This is a genomic window from Modicisalibacter sp. (genome assembly GCF_055145905.1).
In genome coordinates this window covers 1-17,898 of record NZ_JBSREH010000022.1, presented here as the reverse complement: position 1 = coordinate 17,898, position 17,898 = coordinate 1, and the positions used below count along the sequence as shown (strand labels likewise).

The 17,898-nt window shown below is 66.4% G+C and carries 19 protein-coding genes and 1 tRNA gene; 14 read left to right on the top strand and 6 right to left on the bottom strand.

From position 1 onward, the window contains the following. Positions 1 to 112 precede the first annotated feature (112 nt). Together ACTCB7_RS07465 and ACTCB7_RS07460 are read left to right on the top strand one after the other, a co-directional pair. Positions 113 to 1,711: an isocitrate lyase gene (locus ACTCB7_RS07465; protein WP_463006166.1), complete on the top strand. Its 1,599-nt coding sequence runs from the start codon at positions 113 to 115 to the stop codon at positions 1,709 to 1,711. Between the two features lie 193 nt (positions 1,712 to 1,904). Then, a complete protein-coding gene (locus ACTCB7_RS07460) occupies positions 1,905 to 2,372 on the top strand; it encodes an outer membrane lipoprotein (RefSeq protein WP_163647799.1) in 468 nt (155 codons plus the stop codon). A gap of 81 nt (positions 2,373 to 2,453) precedes the next feature. Here ACTCB7_RS07460 and ACTCB7_RS07455 read toward each other — a convergent pair whose 3' ends face one another. After that, positions 2,454 to 2,612, bottom strand: coding sequence for a YqaE/Pmp3 family membrane protein (locus tag ACTCB7_RS07455; RefSeq protein WP_163647485.1), 159 nt, complete (start codon positions 2,610 to 2,612; stop codon positions 2,454 to 2,456). Positions 2,613 to 2,640: 28 nt separating this feature from the next. After that, on the bottom strand, positions 2,641 to 2,928 hold the full coding sequence (locus ACTCB7_RS07450) for a hypothetical protein (RefSeq protein WP_224415274.1): 288 nt from the start codon (positions 2,926 to 2,928) through the stop codon (positions 2,641 to 2,643). A 244-nt stretch (positions 2,929 to 3,172) separates the two neighbouring features. Here ACTCB7_RS07450 and ACTCB7_RS07445 point away from each other — a divergent pair, with 244 nt between their 5' ends. From ACTCB7_RS07445 to putP, 7 genes are all read left to right on the top strand, one after another. After that, the gene (locus tag ACTCB7_RS07445; protein WP_463006165.1) at positions 3,173 to 4,648 is read left to right on the top strand and encodes a dihydrolipoyl dehydrogenase; all 1,476 of its coding nucleotides are present in this window, start codon (positions 3,173 to 3,175) and stop codon (positions 4,646 to 4,648) included. A gap of 87 nt (positions 4,649 to 4,735) precedes the next feature. Continuing rightward, on the top strand, positions 4,736 to 5,143 hold the full coding sequence (locus ACTCB7_RS07440) for a CBS domain-containing protein (RefSeq protein WP_463006164.1): 408 nt from the start codon (positions 4,736 to 4,738) through the stop codon (positions 5,141 to 5,143). A 237-nt stretch (positions 5,144 to 5,380) separates the two neighbouring features. Beyond that, positions 5,381 to 5,456, top strand: a tRNA-Gly gene (locus ACTCB7_RS07435). Between the two features lie 203 nt (positions 5,457 to 5,659). Continuing rightward, on the top strand, positions 5,660 to 6,031 hold the full coding sequence (locus ACTCB7_RS07430) for a hypothetical protein (protein WP_163647489.1): 372 nt from the start codon (positions 5,660 to 5,662) through the stop codon (positions 6,029 to 6,031). Between the two features lie 60 nt (positions 6,032 to 6,091). Then, the gene (locus tag ACTCB7_RS07425; RefSeq protein WP_463006163.1) at positions 6,092 to 6,892 is read left to right on the top strand and encodes a helix-turn-helix domain-containing protein; all 801 of its coding nucleotides are present in this window, start codon (positions 6,092 to 6,094) and stop codon (positions 6,890 to 6,892) included. 333 nt (positions 6,893 to 7,225) lie between these two features. Beyond that, complete coding sequence (gene putA / locus ACTCB7_RS07420; RefSeq protein ID WP_463006162.1) at positions 7,226 to 10,417, top strand: bifunctional proline dehydrogenase/L-glutamate gamma-semialdehyde dehydrogenase PutA; 3,192 nt, start codon at positions 7,226 to 7,228, stop codon at positions 10,415 to 10,417. Between the two features lie 328 nt (positions 10,418 to 10,745). After that, on the top strand, positions 10,746 to 12,236 hold the full coding sequence (gene putP / locus ACTCB7_RS07415; RefSeq protein ID WP_463006161.1) for a sodium/proline symporter PutP: 1,491 nt from the start codon (positions 10,746 to 10,748) through the stop codon (positions 12,234 to 12,236). A gap of 100 nt (positions 12,237 to 12,336) precedes the next feature. On the opposite strand, the gene ACTCB7_RS07410 is transcribed toward putP, so the two are convergent. Continuing rightward, complete coding sequence (locus ACTCB7_RS07410) at positions 12,337 to 12,615, bottom strand: hypothetical protein (RefSeq protein WP_463006160.1); 279 nt, start codon at positions 12,613 to 12,615, stop codon at positions 12,337 to 12,339. A gap of 247 nt (positions 12,616 to 12,862) precedes the next feature. Between ACTCB7_RS07410 and ACTCB7_RS07405 the strand changes: the two genes are divergently transcribed. Continuing rightward, a complete protein-coding gene (locus ACTCB7_RS07405) occupies positions 12,863 to 13,447 on the top strand; it encodes an OmpW/AlkL family protein (RefSeq protein ID WP_463006159.1) in 585 nt (194 codons plus the stop codon). A gap of 77 nt (positions 13,448 to 13,524) precedes the next feature. On the opposite strand, the gene ACTCB7_RS07400 is transcribed toward ACTCB7_RS07405, so the two are convergent. Further along, a complete protein-coding gene (locus ACTCB7_RS07400; protein ID WP_463006158.1) occupies positions 13,525 to 14,025 on the bottom strand; it encodes a gamma-glutamylcyclotransferase family protein in 501 nt (166 codons plus the stop codon). Between the two features lies 1 nt (position 14,026). Continuing rightward, positions 14,027 to 14,353 (bottom strand): YqcC family protein, encoded by a 327-nt coding sequence (locus ACTCB7_RS07395; protein WP_224420912.1) that lies wholly within the window; start codon positions 14,351 to 14,353, stop codon positions 14,027 to 14,029. Positions 14,354 to 14,598: 245 nt separating this feature from the next. Here ACTCB7_RS07395 and ACTCB7_RS07390 point away from each other — a divergent pair, with 245 nt between their 5' ends. The 4 genes from ACTCB7_RS07390 (at position 14,599) to ACTCB7_RS07375 (ending at position 17,630) form a co-directional block, all read left to right on the top strand. Beyond that, the gene (locus ACTCB7_RS07390) at positions 14,599 to 15,639 is read left to right on the top strand and encodes a DUF3549 family protein (protein ID WP_463006157.1); all 1,041 of its coding nucleotides are present in this window, start codon (positions 14,599 to 14,601) and stop codon (positions 15,637 to 15,639) included. Positions 15,640 to 15,655: 16 nt separating this feature from the next. Then, positions 15,656 to 16,093 carry an ATP-dependent zinc protease family protein gene (locus ACTCB7_RS07385; RefSeq protein ID WP_163647498.1) on the top strand — a complete coding sequence of 146 codons (438 nt, stop codon included), beginning with the start codon at positions 15,656 to 15,658 and terminating at the stop codon, positions 16,091 to 16,093. Between the two features lie 41 nt (positions 16,094 to 16,134). Further along, positions 16,135 to 17,043 (top strand): 30S ribosomal protein S6--L-glutamate ligase, encoded by a 909-nt coding sequence (gene rimK / locus ACTCB7_RS07380; protein WP_163647499.1) that lies wholly within the window; start codon positions 16,135 to 16,137, stop codon positions 17,041 to 17,043. Between the two features lie 140 nt (positions 17,044 to 17,183). Next, positions 17,184 to 17,630 carry a hypothetical protein gene (locus tag ACTCB7_RS07375; RefSeq protein WP_163647500.1) on the top strand — a complete coding sequence of 149 codons (447 nt, stop codon included), beginning with the start codon at positions 17,184 to 17,186 and terminating at the stop codon, positions 17,628 to 17,630. Between the two features lie 3 nt (positions 17,631 to 17,633). Here ACTCB7_RS07375 and ACTCB7_RS07370 read toward each other — a convergent pair. Beyond that, on the bottom strand, positions 17,634 to 17,898 hold a 265-nt coding region (locus tag ACTCB7_RS07370), incomplete at its 5' end, for a SanA/YdcF family protein (protein WP_463006156.1).

Below are 17,898 nucleotides of genomic sequence, written 5' to 3'. Positions count from 1 at the left end.
AGGCATCACCGCCGGAAAGCCACCGCGAATTTCGCGGCTGCAGCATATCGGCACCGACGCCACTCCAGCTCACGACAACAGGCCACGAGGCCACCACTGACGAGGATGCGCCATGACCCGCTATCAGGACACGCTCACCACGTTCAGCCAGCTGCGCGACCAGCAGGGCGGCAAGTGGGACAACATCAACCCCGAGTACGCCACCCGCATGCGACTGCAGAACCGCTTCCGCACGGGGCTGGACATCGCCCGCTACACGGCGGGCGTCATGCGCCGCGACATGGCCGAGTACGACGCCGATCCCAGCCGCTACACCCAGTCGCTGGGCTGCTGGCACGGCTTCATCGGCCAGCAGAAGATGCTCGCCGTCAAGCGCCACCACGGCACCACCGCCAAGCGCTACCTCTACCTCTCGGGGTGGATGGTCGCCGCCATGCGTAGCCAGTTCGGCCCCCTGCCTGACCAGTCGATGCACGAGAAGACCGCCGTGCCGGCGCTGATCGAGGAGCTCTACACCTTCCTGCGCCAGGCGGACGCCCGCGAACTCGGCCACCTGTTCCGCGAGCTCGACGCCGCCCGCGCCAAAGGTGATGACGTCGCCGCCAAGGCCGCCCAGGAGCGGATCGACAACTTCGAGACGCACGTGGTGCCGATCATCGCCGACATCGACGCCGGGTTCGGCAACGAGGAAGCCACCTACCTGCTGGCCAAGCGCATGATCGAGGCCGGCGCCTGCTGCATCCAGATCGAGAATCAGGTATCGGATGCCAAGCAGTGCGGTCACCAGGACGGCAAGGTCACGGTGCCCCACGAGGACTTCATCGCCAAGCTCAACGCGGTGCGCTACGCCTTCCTCGAACTGGGCGTGGAGGACGGCGTGATCGTGGCTCGCACCGACTCCCTGGGCGCCGGCCTGACCCAGAAGATCCCGGTCAGCCAGGAACCCGGCGACCTGGCTTGGCAGTACAACCGCTTCCTCGACACCGTGCCGGTGTCCAGCGCCGAGGACATCGACGAGGGCGACACCGTGATCAAGATCGACGGTGAACTGCGCAAGCCGCTGCGACTGGCCAACGGCCTGTATCGTTTCCGCCCCGACACCGGCGAGGACCGGGTGGTGCTCGACTGCATCACCGCCCTGCAGAACGGCGCCGACCTGCTGTGGATCGAGACCGAAAAACCCCATGTGGGCCAGATCGCGGGCATGGTCGAGCGCATCCGCGAGGTGGTGCCGGATGCCAAGCTGGTCTACAACAACTCGCCGTCGTTCAACTGGACGCTCAACTTCCGCCAGCAGGTGTTCGACGCCTGGGAACAGGAAGGCAAGGACCTCTCGGCCTACGATCGCAGCCAGCTGATGAGTGCCGAGTACGACGACACCCCACTGGCCGAGCTGGCCGACGAGTGGACCCGCGACTTCCAGCGCAAGGGGTCACGGGAAGCCGGCATCTTCCATCACCTGATCACCCTGCCCACCTACCACACCGCGGCACTGTCCACCGACAACCTGGCGCGCGGCTATTTCGGCGAAGAGGGCATGCTGGCCTACGTGACCGGCGTGCAGCGCCAGGAGATCCGCCAGGGCCTGGCCTGCGTCAAGCATCAGGACATGGCCGGCTCCAACCTCGGCGACGACCACAAGGAGTACTTCTCCGGCGAGGGGGCCCTGAAGGCCGGCGGCCAGGCCAATACCATGAACCAGTTCGGCTGATCGCACCGCCGCGCACCGCAATGCACCGCGGGGAGGCCCAGGCCTCCCCGCGCTTGCGTTTTCGCCCGAGGGCTCCACTACACTGATCGCAACACGGCACCTTTACCCGGCACCATGGTCAAACCCGCGGATGCCGGTTAGACTGGGTTATCAAACAGCGTTTTCAAAGCGAGAGGGAGAACTGGCAATGAAGCTGACGCGTTACCTGCCTGTACTGGCGCTGGGCCTTCTGACCCTGGGCGGCTGCGCCAACAGTGACCTCTATTCGGGCGATGTCTACCGAGGCAGTCAGGCCAAGACCGGCCAGACCGTCACCTACGGCACCATCGTCTCGGTACGTCCCGTGCGTATCCAGGCGGACGATCAGGGCAGCGGCCTCATCGGCGGGGTCGGTGGCGCGGTGATCGGCGGCCTGCTCGGCCACCAGATCGGCGGCGGCTCGGGACGTGACATCGCCACCGCGGCCGGGGCCATCGGCGGCAGTGTGGCCGGCAAGAAGATCGAGGATCGCGCCAATCAGGTCAACGCCTACGAGCTGGAAGTACGGCGCGACAGCGGCGACACGGTGGTGGTGGTTCAGAAGGCCGATCGCAACTGGCAGGTCGGCCAGCGGGTCAAGCTGGTCGGCAGTGGTTCCAGCATGAGTGTTGCCCCCTACTGACGCGAGCGAGGGCGAATCGACGGAATCAGCCATTCAGCCCCCGGCGCCGCAAGGCGCCGGGGGTCTTGCATTGTCCGGCCGTCAGCGCCGGGCGATGATCCAGACCGCATGCACGATACCGGGAATGTAGCCCAGCAGCGTCAGCAGAATGTTCAGCCAGAAGTGCAGACCGAAGCCGACCTGCAGGAATACCCCGACGGGCGGCAGAATGATGGCCAGAATGATGCGAATCACGTCCATGCGTTTACCTCTCTCCTTTCCTTGGTGATCAGGCCCCGTTGCCGGTGCCCTCGTCGTCGTCCCGGCGCGTTGCGGCGTCGCGAGCGCCACGCCCGTGCGCCGTCGGGTCAATCTTGCGCGCCAGCTGGTCAGCGCCGCCGGCCAGCTGATCATGGTAACGCTCCCAGTCTTCCCAGTCGTGGGGCGTACCGGTACGCGGCCGTTGGGCCCCGGCCTGACGCGCCCGCTCCCAGGCCAGCTCCTCCAGGGTGTTGGGGCGATCCTCCTCGCGATCCAGGTTCACGCCCTGTCTGGCGAGATACTCTCGAGCATCCATGGTGACCTCCTCGTTCGGGGCGGCCTTGCACGCCACCGCCCCGACCATCAAAAATAGCTATTAAAACTTTTCAACCAATCAAATTCCTTGGCGACAGCTCTCCCGACATACTGACTTCACCCAAGATATACAGTGGTGGCGGCACACCGCGCAGACAAGGGGTGCGTCTTCGTCTGCCCGGCACACCGGCACCACTGACCACGACACGCTATCTTGTCATCGAATACGGGAGGAATAACGCGTCATGGAGACACGCCACGTCGACGTAGCCATCATCGGGGCCGGCAGTGCCGGCCTCGGCGCCTATCGCGCCGCCAGGGCCCACACCCAATCCGTGCTGCTGATCGAGGGCGGGCCCTACGGGACCACCTGTGCACGGGTCGGCTGCATGCCCTCCAAGCTGCTGATCGCCGCCGCCGAGGCGGCCCACCACGCCCGTGACGCCGCCCCCTTCGGCATCAACGTGACCGGCGAGGTACAGGTCGATGGCCGAGCGGTGATGGACCGGGTCCGTCGCGAGCGCGACCGCTTCGTGGGCTTCGTCATCGAGTCGGTCGACGGCATCCCCGAGCGCAACCGGCTGCGTGGCTACGCCCGTTTTGTCGCCCCCGACACGCTGCAGATCGACAACCACACCCGGGTCGTCGCGCGGCGCATCATCATCGCCAGTGGTTCTCGGCCGCAACATCCCGCGCTCCTTGAGGCGGCCGGCGACCGGCTGGTGACCAATGACGATCTCTTCGAGTGGGAGACCCTGCCCGAGTCGGTGGCGGTCTTCGGCCCGGGGGTGATCGGCCTGGAACTCGGCCAGGCCCTGCATCGGCTTGGCGTGCGCGTGCGCCTGTTCGGTGTCGGCGGCGGCCTGGGGCCACTGCAGGATACCGTGATCCGCGACTACGCCGAGCGTACCCTCAACGAGCACGAAGCGCTCTACGTGGATACTGATGCCACCGTGGAAGGCATCGAGCGGGACGGCGACCAGGTGGTGGTGACGTTCATCGAGCGCGGCACCGGCCGACGCCTGACCGAGCGCTTCGACTATCTTCTGGCCGCCACGGGGCGCCGCCCCAACACGGATCGCCTGGCGCTCGAGAATGCCGACCTGCAACTCGATTCGCGTGGTGTGCCATGCTTCAACCGCTACACCATGCAGTGCCGCACAGCCGACGGCAAGCCCGCGCCCGTCTTCATCGCCGGCGACGCCGACCAGGAGCTGCCCCTGCTCCACGAAGCCACGGACGAAGGGCGCATCGCCGGCGACAACGCCGGGCGCTTCCCCGAGGTACGGGTCGGCCACCGCCGGGCGCCGCTGAGTATCGTGTTCAGCGACCCGCAGATCGCCACAGTGGGCCCGAGCTATGCGGAGCTCGAGAAGCGCCACGGCGGCTGCGACTGCCTGGCCACCGGAGAGGTCTCCTTCGAGAGTCAGGGCCGCTCGCGGGTCATGCGTGCCAACCAGGGGCTGATGCGCCTCTACGCCGAGCACGGTTCCGGGCTGTTCCTGGGCGCCGAGATCTTCGGCCCCCGTGCCGAGCATCTCGCCCATCTGCTGGCCTGGTCGTTGCAGCAGCGGCTGACGGTCTCGCAGATGCTCGACATGCCGTTCTACCACCCGGTGATCGAGGAGGGGTTGCGCACGGGACTGCGCGATCTCAACGCCAATCTGCAGCTGGGCCCGGCGATCCTCGAACACTGCATGGAGTGCGGCCCGGGCGACTGAGCCCGGCCCTCGGGTTTCAACGGCCGGCGGCCTTGCCGGCCGGACACAGCGACGGGGCCGTCGGCCCCCTCGGCAGGAGGCACCGCCATGAACACCAAGGCCCCCACCGTCGTGCGCGATATCATGTCCCGCGACTGCTACCGGGTGACCGGCAACACATCCGTGGCCACGCTGGTCGCCGGGCTGGCCCTGCACCGGCTCCCCGGGGCCCCCGTTGTCGACGAGCGCGACCATCTGATCGGCTTCGTCTCGGAGATGGATGTCATGGGCAAGCTGCTCGACAGCGCCTATCACGATGAGGAGCCGGCACCGGTACGTGAGCTGATGCGGCACGAGGTGCTGACGGTGACGCCCAACAAGAGCATCACCGACCTGGCCCAGGAAATGCTCGGCACCAAGCCCAAGGTCTACCCGGTCGTCGAGGGCGAACGGCTGGTCGGGATCGTGACCCGGCGCGATGTGGTCAGCGCCATTCTGCAGATGCGCGGCCACTGACCCGCCGAGCATCCTCGCGAAAAAAACCGCCACATCGGGATGATGTGGCGGTCAAGGGATCGAATAAAGTAAGCAAAGACGCCATTTTCCGCGACTGCTGGAAAATTGCGCTCATTCCTGTGACCACAGCCTCGCCGGATTTCTCCCTCCCGGGACGAACTGTTTTGTATCGCAATGTAACCATGACGACCGGGGCTTGCCTTGGCGGGCGTACTTTCATTATGATCGAGCCGCCGAGCGGGTATAGCTCAGTTGGTAGAGCATCAGCTTCCCAAGCTGAGGGTCGCGAGTTCGAATCTCGTTGCCCGCTCCAGATTCCTTGCATAGTCCCAAGGGTCGCGATCTGGTGCGCCAGCCCGGTGGTGCGCCATCCGATCGAATCTCGTTGCCCGCTCCAGATTCCTTGCATAATCCCAAGGGTCGCGATCTGGTGCGCCAGCCCGGTGGTGCGCCAGCCCGGTGGTGCGCCACCCGATCGACTCCCGTCGCCCGCTCTCAACCTTTCGGCCTGTCTCCATGGCGCTATATTTGCTGATCTTCCTCGTCACCCTGCTCGTCGTCGGCGGCAGCATCGCCATGCTGATGCTGGCGCGCACTCCGCGTTACCGGACCGAACCGCAGCACCTGCTGCGCCTGTTCGAGCGCGTGCTCAACGGCCAGGCCTCCGAGTCCGAATGGCATACCGTGGTCGGCTATCCGATCCGTCACGACGCCTATCTCGAGGGGGTGCGCCGCAGCGCGCAGCGCATCATGGAAGAGCACGGCCGCTCCCTGCGGTCCCAGCAGGGCGGCTCGCTGCTGTCGCGCACCGGACGCGAGGAGCTGACCGTGCTGCGCGACCACCTGGCCGCCCGCCTGGCCCTCGAGGAGGGCCGCCGCGAGTTCTGAGCCTACCGTCGCCGCGGCCGAGCGCTTACAATGGCACTCCCGTCGTCACGAGGTCGGCCCATGACCAGCACGCTGCGACTGACGCCGCTCGACAACACCATCAAGCATCACGATCATGACTTCCACCAGATCGTGATCGGCCTCGACGGGCACGCCGACTTCGAGATCGAAGGCCTGGGCGGGCGCATCGAGGCACTCTCCGGCTGCATCGTGCCGGCCAACTACGTGCACTACTACGAGGGCATCGGCACCAACCGGCAGCTGATCCTCGACCTGCCGGACGATGCCCCGGCGCTGTCCGGGGCCCACCGCGAGCACGCCCGGCTGTTCGACGCCCCGCGCTTCTTTGCACTCGATGACCCACTGCGCGCCTACCTGAATTTCCTGCTGCAGGAACTCACGCAACCCCGGCCGGCACCGGGCGATCTGCTGGCGGCCACCTTTCTCGGCTGTCTGCGCGCCCGCCTTCCCGAAACCGACACCATGCCGGCTTCGCGGCGACGCATCGACCTGGCGGACATCGACACCTTCATCCAGCGCAATCTCGACCGGCGCCTCGCCGTCGCCGATCTGGCCGAACGCGCCTGCCTGAGCGTGGCGCACTTCAGCGAGTGCTTCCGCCAACAGACCGGCGTCACCCCCTACCAGTACGTGCTGCGCCAGCGCCTTCATGCCGCCCGGGAGCTGCTGACCGATTCGCCGCTGCCCTTGAACGAGATTGCCGCCCGGACGGGGTTTGCCAGCCAGAGCGCGCTGTCCCATGCCTTCCGCCGCGTCTTCAACGAGCCCCCGGGTCGCCTGCGCCGGCATCGGCGCCTGACCCGAGTCGCCACCGCCTCGCCCAGACGGCTGAGCCGCTGAATCGCCGCGCAAGCCGCTGCCAGCGTGCCCGTGCGCCGGCCGTGCCCGCCCGGAACACGGCGTGATCGGCCGCGATCATCTTCGACCTTGGTCTAAAAAAGACCACGACAGGACACACTTTCCGGCTTTTTGACAATGCCGGCCAAGAAATTGGCAAGACGCCGCAATCTCTCCCACTCTAAATTCAAGCCATTACAGAATCGCTTCTCGCACCCTGGTGTTCGCAGCCGGGGATTCCGGCGTTGCAGAGCTCGTCACGGACGACGGGGGAACGGCATTGCCACCGTCGGGCCCGGCTGCGCCCGAGTCACTACCTGATAACGGGGTCTTCTCATGCTCGAAGCCAAGACCATGCTGGACCAGCAGACCTGGCAACAGGACCTGAACGCGCTGCTCGACCGAGTGAGCGAGCATTACATCGTCGACGAAGACGCCTTCATGCGCGAGCTGGTCGCCTTCCTCCAGGCCGATGACGAGGATTTCCAGCGCATCGCCGACAAGACCGCCGACCTGGTTCGGGAAGTCCGCGAGATGGACACCGCCGTCGACTCCATCGACGAACTCCTCCAGCAGTACAGCCTCGACACCCACGAGGGGCTGATGCTGATGTGCCTGGCCGAGGCCATGCTGCGCATCCCCGACAAGGCCACCGCCGATGCCCTGATCGAGGACAAGCTGGGGCCGGCCGACTGGAAATCCTACGTCGGCCAGAGCGAGTCCTGGTTCGTCAACGCCTCCACCTGGGGCCTGCTGATGACCGGCCGGGTGATCCAGCTCGACAAGCCCCGCGAGGGCAAGCCGGCCACCTTCATCAACAAGCTGGTCAATCGCATGGGCGAGCCGGTGATCCGCCGCGCCATGGTCGAGGCGATGAAGATCATGGGCCGCCAGTTCGTGCTCGGTCGCACCGTCGACGAGGCGCTCAAGCGCTCCCAGCCGCTGTTCGACAAGGGCTACACCTACTCCTACGACATGCTCGGCGAGGCGGCGCGCACCCGCGACGACGCCCGGCGCTACTTCGACGACTACGCCAAGGCGATCGAGCGCGTCGGCGCGGTCAGCCAGAAGCTCGACGCCAGGACGCCGGCGCCGTCGATCTCGATCAAGCTCTCGGCGCTGCATCCACGCTACGAGTTCGGGCGTCGCGAGCAGATCCTCGTCGAGCTGGTCGACAGCGTGAAGCAGCTGGTCGCCATGGCCCGCGAGCGTGACGTGGCGGTCACCATCGATGCCGAGGAAGTGGACCGCCTCGAGCTGTCCCTGGAGGTCTTCCGCGCCGTCTACGAGAGCGACGCCGCCAAGGGCTGGGGTCACTTCGGCCTGGTGGTGCAGGGCTACGCCAAGCGCGCGCTGCCGGTGCTGCACTACATCAACCGCCTCGCCGACCAGCAGGGCGACGAGATTCCGCTGCGCCTGGTCAAGGGCGCCTACTGGGACACCGAGGTCAAGGAGTCCCAGCAGCTGGGCATCGACGGCTATCCGGTCTACACCCGCAAGGCCAACACCGATGTCGCCTACCTGGTCTGTGCCCACTTCCTGCTCTCGGAGAACACCCGCGGGCGGATCTTCCCGCAGTTCGCCACGCACAATGCCCACACCATCAGCACCATCCTGGAGCTGGCCAACGACGCCGACCGCGCCTTCGAGTTCCAGCGCCTGCACGGCATGGGCGAGGCGCTCTACGACGCCGCCCTGAAACGCGCCCCCAAGGGCACCTACTGCCGCATCTACGCGCCGGTCGGTGCCCACAAGGACCTGCTGCCCTACCTGGTGCGCCGGCTGCTGGAAAACGGCGCCAACTCCTCGTTCGTTCACCAGCTGGTCGACCCGCGGGTGCCGGTCGAATCGCTGTGCGTGCATCCGGTGGAAAGCCTGCGCCAGTACGACACCTATGCCAACCCGCGCATTCCGCTGCCCAGGGACATCTATGGCGCCGGCCGGCGCAACTCCCACGGCGTGAACCTCAATATCTGGAGCCACTACCGGCCGCTGACCAGCGCCATGGACGGCTTCATGGACACGCAGTACCACGTCAAGCCGCTGCTGGCCTTCGAGGTCGATACCCTCGATGCCCAGCGCCATGAGGTACTCAGCCCCTACGATCGGCGTCAGGTGGTGGGCAGCGTGCAGTGGACCACCGCCGAGCAGGCGAAGCAGGCCGTGGAGGCCGCCTGGGCGGCCTTCCCGCGCTGGGAGGCCACGCCGGTCGAGGAGCGCGCGCAGATTCTCGAACGCTTTGCCGACCTGATGGAGGCCAACCTCGCCGAGCTGATGACGCTGTGTTCCCGCGAGGGGGGCAAGCTGCTCACCGACGGCGTCGACGAGATCCGCGAGGCGGTGGATTTCTGTCGCTACTACGCCAACCGGGCCCGCGAGCTGTTCGCCGAACCCATGGCGCTGCCCGGCCCCACCGGCGAATCCAACCAGCTGATCATGGGCGGCAAGGGGGTCTTCGCCTGCATCAGCCCGTGGAACTTCCCGGTGGCGATCTTCTGCGGCCAGATGGTCGCCGCGGCGGTTTCCGGCAACAGCGTGCTGGCCAAGCCCGCCGAACAGACCTCGCTGGTCGCCCACCGCGTCGTCGAGCTGCTGTACGAAGCCGGCATGCCGCGCGACGTGGTGCAGCTGCTCCCCGGCGACGGTCCCACCGTGGGCAGCGTGCTGACCTCGGATGCCCGCATCACCGGCGTGGCCTTCACCGGCGGCACCGATACCGCGCAGCTCATCAACCGCTCGCTGGCCGACCGTGAAGGCGCGCCGCTGCCCACGCTGATCGCCGAGACCGGGGGCCTCAACGCCATGATCGTCGACTCCACCGCCCTGCCCGAACAGGTGGTGGCCGACGTCATCCGCTCGGCGTTCCAGAGCGCCGGTCAGCGCTGCTCGGCGCTCCGCGTGCTCTACCTCCAGGAAGATATCGCCGACCGGGTGATCCAGATCCTCAAGGGCGCGATGGCCGAGCTGCACGTCGGCGACCCCCGCCACCTGGGCACCGATGTCGGCCCGGTGATCGACGACGACGCCCGCCAGGGGCTGCAGGCCCACATCGAGCGGCTCAAGGGCGAGAACCGGCTGATCGCCGAGACCGAGCTGGACCCGGCCAAGACCGCCGAGGGCACCTTCGTCGCGCCGACCGCCTTCGAGATCGACGGCATCGACGCGCTGGAGCGCGAGCAGTTCGGCCCGATCCTGCACATCGTGCGCTACCGGGCCAGCGACATCGAAGGGGTCATCGAATCGATCAACGCCAAGCAGTACGGCCTGACGTTCGGGGTGCACAGCCGCAACGAATCCTTCGCCGAGGCCATCGCGCAGAAAGTTCGGGTAGGCAATGTGTACGTGAACCGTAATATCATCGGGGCCGTGGTCGGCGTCCAGCCCTTCGGGGGCCAGGGGCTCTCCGGAACCGGCCCCAAGGCCGGCGGGCCGCATTACCTGCTGCGCTTCGCCACCGAAAAGGCGCTGACCATCAACACCGCCGCCCTGGGCGGCAATGCGTCCCTGCTCGCGCTGGGTGATGACTGACCCGAGCGACAGGCCGTCGGGCGGGGCCTCGAGCCCCGCCCGCTGGACGGAGGCGTGCGAAAAGGTCTTGCCGATCGCCTTCCCGAAACGCAGGATCCTTTCGGCGCTTGACAACAATAACTGAAGAAGGACGACCCACCATGGTTAAAAAAAAGCTGACTACCGACACTACCTCCATGCGCCTCCCGGCGGTGAAACCGGACCGGCGTCATCGCCTGTCTTGAATCGCTAAAGGCTTACATAAACAATGCTTGCCACGGCCGGATTCCGCACGCAAGACCCGCTGACCGGTCGACGCTAGTCCGTCCTGATTAACTGGAGACGCTCCATGGCTATCGGTGTTTGGATCAGTCTAATTGCTTACTTTGTGCTCATGATTGCCATCGGCATCTATGCAATGCGCAAGGCGACCTCTTCATCGGAAGATTACATGCTCGGGGGCCGAGGCCTGAGTCCCAAGGTGGCCGCCCTGTCGGCCGGCGCCTCGGACATGAGCGGCTGGCTGCTGCTGGGCCTGCCCGGGGCGCTGTTCGTGTCCGGCCTGGGCTCGGCCTGGATCGGTATCGGCCTGCTGGTGGGGGCCTTCTTCAACTGGACCCTGGTGGCGCCCCGTCTTCGCGAACAGACGGTTCACTACGGTAATGCCATTACCATTCCGGAATTCCTCGCCAACCGGTTCCCGACCCGGGCGCTGTCGCTGCGCACGGTATCCGCCATCGTCATCGTCGTGTTCTTCGCGGTGTACACGGCATCGGGCCTGGTCGCGGGCGGCAAGCTGTTCGAAAGTGCGTTCGCGGGGGTCATCAACATCGGCGGCCTGAGCGACTATGCGACGGGCGTCATCCTCACCCTCGGCGTGGTGCTGGCCTATACCGTGGTCGGCGGCTTCCTGGCCGTGAGCATGACGGACTTCGTGCAGGGCTGCATCATGATGCTGGCCCTGGTGATCATGCCGCTGGTCGTCCTCTTCGGCGAAGGCGGCGGCGGGTTCTCCCAGGCCTCGCAGACCCTGAACGAGGTCGATCCCAACCTGCTCTCGTGGACCTCGGGACTGACCTTTATCGGCTGGCTCTCGGCGGTCACCTGGGGGCTGGGCTATTTCGGGCAACCGCACATCATCGTGCGCTTCATGGCCATCCGCACCCTGAAGGAGGTGCCGGTAGCCCGTAACATCGGCATGAGCTGGATGCTCATTTCGCTGATCGGCGCAATCTCCCTGGGCATCTTCGGCCGGGCCTATGCGGTCCGCAACGGCATGAATGTCGAAGACCCCGAGACGATCTTCATCATCCTCGCGGACCTGCTGTTCAACCCGCTGATCACCGGCTTCCTCTATGCCGCCCTGCTGGCGGCCATCATGAGCACCATCTCCAGCCAGCTGCTGGTCTCCTCCTCCTCGCTGACCGAGGATTTCTACCGGCTGTTCCTGCGCAAGGACGCCACGGACAAGGAAACCGTCACCGTGGGCCGGATCAGCGTCGTGCTGGTAGGCGTGGTCGCCGTCATCATCGCCTCCGACCCGAACTCTCAGGTCCTGGGGCTGGTCAGTCACGCCTGGGCCGGCTTCGGCGCCGCCTTCGGCCCGCTGATCATCCTGTCGCTGATGTGGTCACGCACCAACGGCACGGGCGCCATCGCCGGCATGATCGTGGGCGCCGTCACCGTCATGATCTGGATTTCCCTGGGCTGGGACGCTTCCTTCCTGAGCGGCCCCGGCATCTACGAGATCATCCCCGGCTTCATCGCTTCCTTCCTCGCCATTCTGGTGGTGAGCAGCGTGACGGCCGACGCGGGAGAATATCAGCAGATTCCTCGCTGAAGGCAGCGTCTGACGACGCCACGCGGTCTGAAAGGGCTCCTCCGGGAGCCCTTTTCCGTTGTGATACGCCTGACGACACGAAAACCGCTTGCAGGCCGCCCTAGAGCCGCCACAGCACCAGCAGCGAGAACACGGCGAGCAGTACCCAGCAGCCGCGACTTGCCAGGTACCGTGGCCCGCGTGCGCGCCCGGCCGTGAGCCCGGCCCCATGGGCGAAGCCGATGCCCAGCGCCGCCACGCCCAGCAGCCACAGCGGCAGCCGCCACGGCATCGCGATGCCCCGGATGACCTCCGGATGCCACAACAGCACCAGCGCCATCAGCGTGGCCCAGCCCAGCGCCAGCAGTCGCGGCAGCTGACGATACATCGCCCTGTCCATGCGGTTCTCCCCCCTGTCCTTCCCCTCCAGTTAAGCTTTCCAGGGCGATTTTCGCCAAGCGGCCCACGGCAAGACCGTGGCTCGCGATCCTCTTAAATCAATCTCTCCAAAAAGATACATTTTTTTACATGACAATTTCGAACAGCGTTTCCTATACTGCAGCCACAGTTAGGAAACAGCGTTTCCTTACGAGTAGAAAGCGACTCGGACAACGGATGTCGCCTACATGGCAAAGAAGGAGGTTCCCATGACCCAGCTGAAACGGCTTTCCGCAACTCTGCTCGCCGGTGGTCTCATTGCTGCATCCCAGGCCGCCCTGGCCTATGAGGCCGGCGACGTGCTGATCCGCGGCGGCTACGCCGAAAACCACTCCGACGGCGACAATGCCGGCGTCGAGATCGGCGACGACAGCGCTTTCGTGGGCAGCGTCGGCTACATGCTGCACGACAAGGTGGGTGTCACCCTGGGTGGCAGCGACAAGTTCGAACACTCGCTGAGCGGCCCGGGGGTCGATGCCAATGTCGACAGCCAGCCGATCGACCTGATGGTCGAGTACTACCCGCTGGGCGGTCTGGATTCCCGCATCCAGCCCTATGCCGGGGTGGGCGCCAACTACACGCGCTTCTCCGGGGAAAGCAGCGGCCTCAACGTCGACAACACCTGGGCGCCGAAGGGCGAAGTGGGCGTCGACCTGGTGGTCACCAAGAACCTGTCGTTCAACGGCTTCGCGTCCTACGCCGATGTCGACGCAGACTACAGCTACGCCGGCAACAGCGGCGAGCTCGATACCGACCCGGTCATCGTGGGCGGTGGCGTGACGCTCAACTTCTGACCCGCCGTGGCAACAACACGCAGCAACGACAACGCCGGCCCTCACGAGGGCCGGCGTTCTGCGTTGACGGGGTCGGCTCAGCGCGGCGAGCGCCGGGACAGCCCAAGCACTGCCAGCGTCGCCTCGCACAGCCCATCCACGGCGTCCACCGCGGCCAGCCGGTCGTGATAGTCACGGGACAAGAACGGCCTGCCGGCCAGCAGATGCTCGAGGTATTCGCGGGCCGGCTTCAATGCCGGCTTCGTGCGCTCCGGCCGGGCGATATAGATCCACGCCTCGATCGGCCCTTCGGTGGTCTGCACGGTACAGCGCTCGCGCCGATAATCGTGCGGCACCCCTTCGAAAGGATCCATGCGCTCGATCTGCGCGGGCTCGCACAGCTCGAACAGCGCCCCCTCGACCCGCTCTCCCGACGCCGGCGCCACGTTGGCATGAGCGATACCCGGGATACGCGACGCCTTGTCGAAGCGCAGGCCATGTGCCTCGAGCACGGCGGGCAGTGCCCGGCGCGTCTCGCCGATCCGGGCGGCCACCCGCGCCACGTTCATGTTGCTGCCGTAGGCAAAGTAGTAGGCCATGTCAGCCCTCCGTGACGACGCGATCCACCTCGGCGATCGCCGACACGACCAGCACGCGGGTACTGGTCCGCGAGTCCTTCAGGTAGGCCTCGGCGGCCGGCGCCACCTGACAGGTCGCCGGCATGGCGGCCCGCGCATCGACCAGCGCCTGCAGGCGCGGAATGAAGACGTAGCGCAGCCACTGGGGCAGCGCCATGGTATCCACGCAGAACGGCTCGCGGCTGTCGAAGGCCTCGGGCTCGGGCCGGGCGGTGTTCCAGAGGTCGACGCTGCGCAGCGTCGATTCGAGATTCTCGAGCGCCTGCTCGAGTTCCTGATGAGTGGTCATGACAACTCCGTGGTGAAACCTACCTCATTATCGCCCGCGTACCCCCGAGGGGCCAACCGAACCCCGCCATCGCGATAATGCACAGAAGCCCTGAAAGACCCTGTGGACAACCGCGGGAAAAGTCGCGCCGATGCCCGATTCATGCTGTTTCCGGCGCATCGTTCAAAGAATGATCAACCGCGCTGCGCAAGGCTGGAAAGCCAGGCCGCGACGCGCTACAGTGCGCCGCCAACCATGAGGACGCCATGCAGCCGATACATACGCTTAGCGACTTCTTCACCCGCACCGGCGCGCGTACGCATTTCTATACGATGGGACGCCGTGTCGCCCCCTGCCCGGCCGAAACCCTCGTTGCCTTCGAGAGCGGCGAACAGGGCTGGCCGCAGCCCTGGCTCGGCCAGGCGCAGCTGGCCTGCGTGTTTCAGCTGAGTCCGGAAAGCGACCCCCTGGTATGGTTCCTGGCGCTCCCGCTCGACGAGCAGGGACATATCGACCCGGTGCCGAGAGACGCCTTCCTGCAACGTCTCCTCGAGACCCTGGGGCGTACCGCCGAGCGGCTCGCCGGAGGGATCGAGACGGGGGATGGCGAGCGCATCGACAACCTGATGCAGGACAACCCGCTGGCCTTCACGCCGGAGATCACCCAGCGCGCCGTGCTGCACGCCCGTGCCAGTGCCGATCTCGACCGGAGCGCCAGCGAGCATCTTGAATTGGCTGAAGCCTATCTGACCGGCCAGTTGCCGGCCGACGGCTGGCAGGCGCTGGGCCTCCAGGGCATCGCCGACTTCTGCGTGCGCCACGATGCCGAGCAGGCGGCCCAGCTCGCCCGGCAGCTGCCCGCTCTGCCGGTGGCGGCACTGCGCCCGCTGTGCCACGCTCTGGAGCATGTCGTGCCCGCCCCCGCGCTGACCGACGCCCTGATCGCCCGGGGCGAGACCGCCGCCGCGCAGGGCGACCTGGAAACCTTCTGCGCCTGCGTGCGCGCCGTGGGTCAGGGCGAGACGCAACGGGTCGGCCGCTGGTACGATGGCCTGCTGGGCGATGCGGCTGCCGCCGGGCCGGACCTGCTCGCCGCGATCGCTGCGCGCGGCTGGGCGCATCTGGAAGACGCCCAGCGTCTGCCACGCTTTCTCGACGTGCTCGCCGGCCAGGGCGAGGGCCCTTTCATGAAGGTGGTCCGCGATCTGGCCCTGATCCCGCGACTGCGGTTACCGTTGCTGATGACGCTGCGCCAGGTCGACCCCGAGTCGCCGGTCGGGCGCCGTCTGCATGCCCTCAATCGCTGAAACCCGGTGTTCGCCCATGAAAGCGTTGCCCTATCATGCCAAGGCCGTGATCGGCCGCCGCGAGATGGTCACCCTGCCGGAGATTGGCCTGACGCTGTGCTGCAAGGCCGATACGGGAGCGCGTACCTCCGCCCTGCATGCCGAGGAGATCGAGACCTTCGAGGAACACGGCCATGTCTGGATCAGCTTTCTGACCCGTGGCAGCGGCCCCGACAGCCCGCCGCACGCGGTACGCCTGCACCTGCATGATCGCCGTCGCGTGACCAGCTCCAACGGCCAGGCCGAATGGCGCTATGTGATTCGCACGCTCATGCGGCTCGGCGACCTCGAATACCCGGTCGAACTGAGCCTGACCGACCGCAGCGACATGCGCCACCCCATGCTGCTGGGTCGGCGCGCCATGCGACGCCTGCTCGTCGCGCCCGGTGCCGCCTTTCTCCACGGCGAGCCCTGAACTCGTCACGCCTGCCCTTTCGTCCGCTCCGGAGTCACAACATGCATATCGCCCTGCTTTCTCGCAATCGCAACTTGTACTCCTCGCGCCGACTGATCGAGGCGGCGCAGGCACGGGGGCATTCGGTGCGGGTGATCGACACCCTGCGCTGCTACATGAACATCGCCTCGCATCGGCCCTCGATCCACTACAAGGGCGGTGAGCTGGAACGCTTCGACGCCGTGATCCCGCGCATCGGCGCGTCGGTCACCTTCTACGGCTGCGCGGTACTGCGCCAGTTCGAGATGATGAGCACCTACGTGCTCAACGACTCCGTGGCCATCACCCGCTCCCGCGACAAGCTGCGTTCGCTGCAGCTGCTGTCACGCAAGGGCATCGGCCTGCCGGTGACCGGCTTCGCCCACTCTCCCGACGACATCCCCGACCTGATCACCATGGTCAAGGGCGCCCCGCTGGTCATCAAGCTACTGGAAGGCACCCAGGGCATCGGCGTGGTGCTGGCCGAAACCAACCAGGCGGCGGAAAGCGTGATCCAGGCCTTCATGGGCATGAAGGCCAACATCATGGTTCAGGAATACATCAAGGAAGCCAACGGCGCCGACATTCGCTGTCTGGTGATCGGCGACAAGGTCGTGGCGTCCATGAAGCGCCAGGCCGCCGACGGCGAGTTCCGCTCCAACCTGCATCGCGGCGGCAGCGCCAGCGTGATCCGCATCACCCCGGAGGAACGCTCCACGGCGATCCGCGCCGCCAAGGCGATGGGCCTGCGGGTGGCCGGCGTCGACCTGCTGCGCTCCAACCACGGGCCGGTGATCATGGAAGTCAACTCGTCGCCGGGGCTGCAGGGGATCGAGACGGCCACCGGGCGCGACATCGCCGGCCTGATCATCGAGCACCTCGAGAAGCACGCCGCCACGCCGCGCAAGGCACCGCCCAAGCCCAAGGGCTGACACGGAATTAAAGCCGCGCCGCAGTCGGCCGATACCCCTGTCACGCCCCCGGAATGGAAACACACAATTTCTTCGTTCCGGGGGTAGCAAAACACTGTTTCGAGCCGCACAATCTGCGTCACCGGAGGAGGTGACCGCCCATGTTTCTCGATAATCGCCAGGTGGCGATGGACAACGTACTGGAAGCGCTGGCCGACAGCCTGGATTACTTCCAGGACAACCTCGAGCGCCTGCGCCCCACGCTGCGCGATGCTCTGAAGCCTCATTACGAGGAGCGGGGCGAGGCGATGCGTGAGCTGCAGAAGCTCGCCAAGCAGCACCTCAACCTCCTGCCGCGCGACGCCGATGTCGAGCGCGATGACTATCTCTGGCTATGGAGCCGCCTGAAGAGTTTCGTCGGAGACGACAGCCAGGTGCTGGTCGGCGAGCTGCTCGAGCAGGAGCGCGTGGTCATGCAGTCGCTGTCGACGCTCTACACCCACCCACTGCCCGACGAGATGGAGCCGGTCATCGAGCGCTGCTGGAAGGGTTGCCGGGCGCTGATCCGCGAGCTCTACAAGCTGCAGAAGCCCCGCTCGCGGCGCTGAGCCTCAGCCGCCGCCGACGAGGCGAATCGGCTCGCGTGGGCCGAGAAAGTGCGGCTTGCGGTGCCAGAGGTAGAGATCGCCCAGCATCGCCACCCGCGCCAGCCACTCCCGTATTCGCAGCCGCCACTCTCCCGCCACCGGGGACGAGGGCGCCACGCACCCTTGAGCCTCGATGCCCGCCGCCAGCGCCAGATACAGCGCCCGCGGCAGATGCCAGTCCTGAGTGATCAGCAACGCCCGGTCGACGCCGAAGACCTCGTGGGCCCGC

Bases quoted from the DNA above. Each gene is read 5' to 3' on its own strand.
- ACTCB7_RS07450 (WP_224415274.1), bottom strand. From the start codon at position 2,928: ATGGATGCTCGAGAGTATCTCGCCAGACAGGGCGTGAACCTGGATCGC.
- ACTCB7_RS07425 (WP_463006163.1), top strand. From the start codon at position 6,092: ATGACCAGCACGCTGCGACTGACGCCGCTCGACAACACCATCAAGCAT.
- ACTCB7_RS07465 (WP_463006166.1), top strand. From the start codon at position 113: ATGACCCGCTATCAGGACACGCTCACCACGTTCAGCCAGCTGCGCGAC.
- rimK (WP_163647499.1), top strand. From the start codon at position 16,135: ATGCATATCGCCCTGCTTTCTCGCAATCGCAACTTGTACTCCTCGCGC.
- ACTCB7_RS07455 (WP_163647485.1), bottom strand. From the start codon at position 2,612: ATGGACGTGATTCGCATCATTCTGGCCATCATTCTGCCGCCCGTCGGG.
- ACTCB7_RS07430 (WP_163647489.1), top strand. From the start codon at position 5,660: ATGGCGCTATATTTGCTGATCTTCCTCGTCACCCTGCTCGTCGTCGGC.
- putP (WP_463006161.1), top strand. From the start codon at position 10,746: ATGGCTATCGGTGTTTGGATCAGTCTAATTGCTTACTTTGTGCTCATG.
- ACTCB7_RS07400 (WP_463006158.1), bottom strand. From the start codon at position 14,025: ATGGCCTACTACTTTGCCTACGGCAGCAACATGAACGTGGCGCGGGTG.
- putA (WP_463006162.1), top strand. From the start codon at position 7,226: ATGCTCGAAGCCAAGACCATGCTGGACCAGCAGACCTGGCAACAGGAC.
- ACTCB7_RS07395 (WP_224420912.1), bottom strand. From the start codon at position 14,353: ATGACCACTCATCAGGAACTCGAGCAGGCGCTCGAGAATCTCGAATCG.
- ACTCB7_RS07445 (WP_463006165.1), top strand. From the start codon at position 3,173: ATGGAGACACGCCACGTCGACGTAGCCATCATCGGGGCCGGCAGTGCC.
- ACTCB7_RS07375 (WP_163647500.1), top strand. From the start codon at position 17,184: ATGTTTCTCGATAATCGCCAGGTGGCGATGGACAACGTACTGGAAGCG.
- ACTCB7_RS07385 (WP_163647498.1), top strand. From the start codon at position 15,656: ATGAAAGCGTTGCCCTATCATGCCAAGGCCGTGATCGGCCGCCGCGAG.
- ACTCB7_RS07440 (WP_463006164.1), top strand. From the start codon at position 4,736: ATGAACACCAAGGCCCCCACCGTCGTGCGCGATATCATGTCCCGCGAC.
- ACTCB7_RS07410 (WP_463006160.1), bottom strand. From the start codon at position 12,615: ATGGACAGGGCGATGTATCGTCAGCTGCCGCGACTGCTGGCGCTGGGC.
- ACTCB7_RS07405 (WP_463006159.1), top strand. From the start codon at position 12,863: ATGACCCAGCTGAAACGGCTTTCCGCAACTCTGCTCGCCGGTGGTCTC.
- ACTCB7_RS07390 (WP_463006157.1), top strand. From the start codon at position 14,599: ATGCAGCCGATACATACGCTTAGCGACTTCTTCACCCGCACCGGCGCG.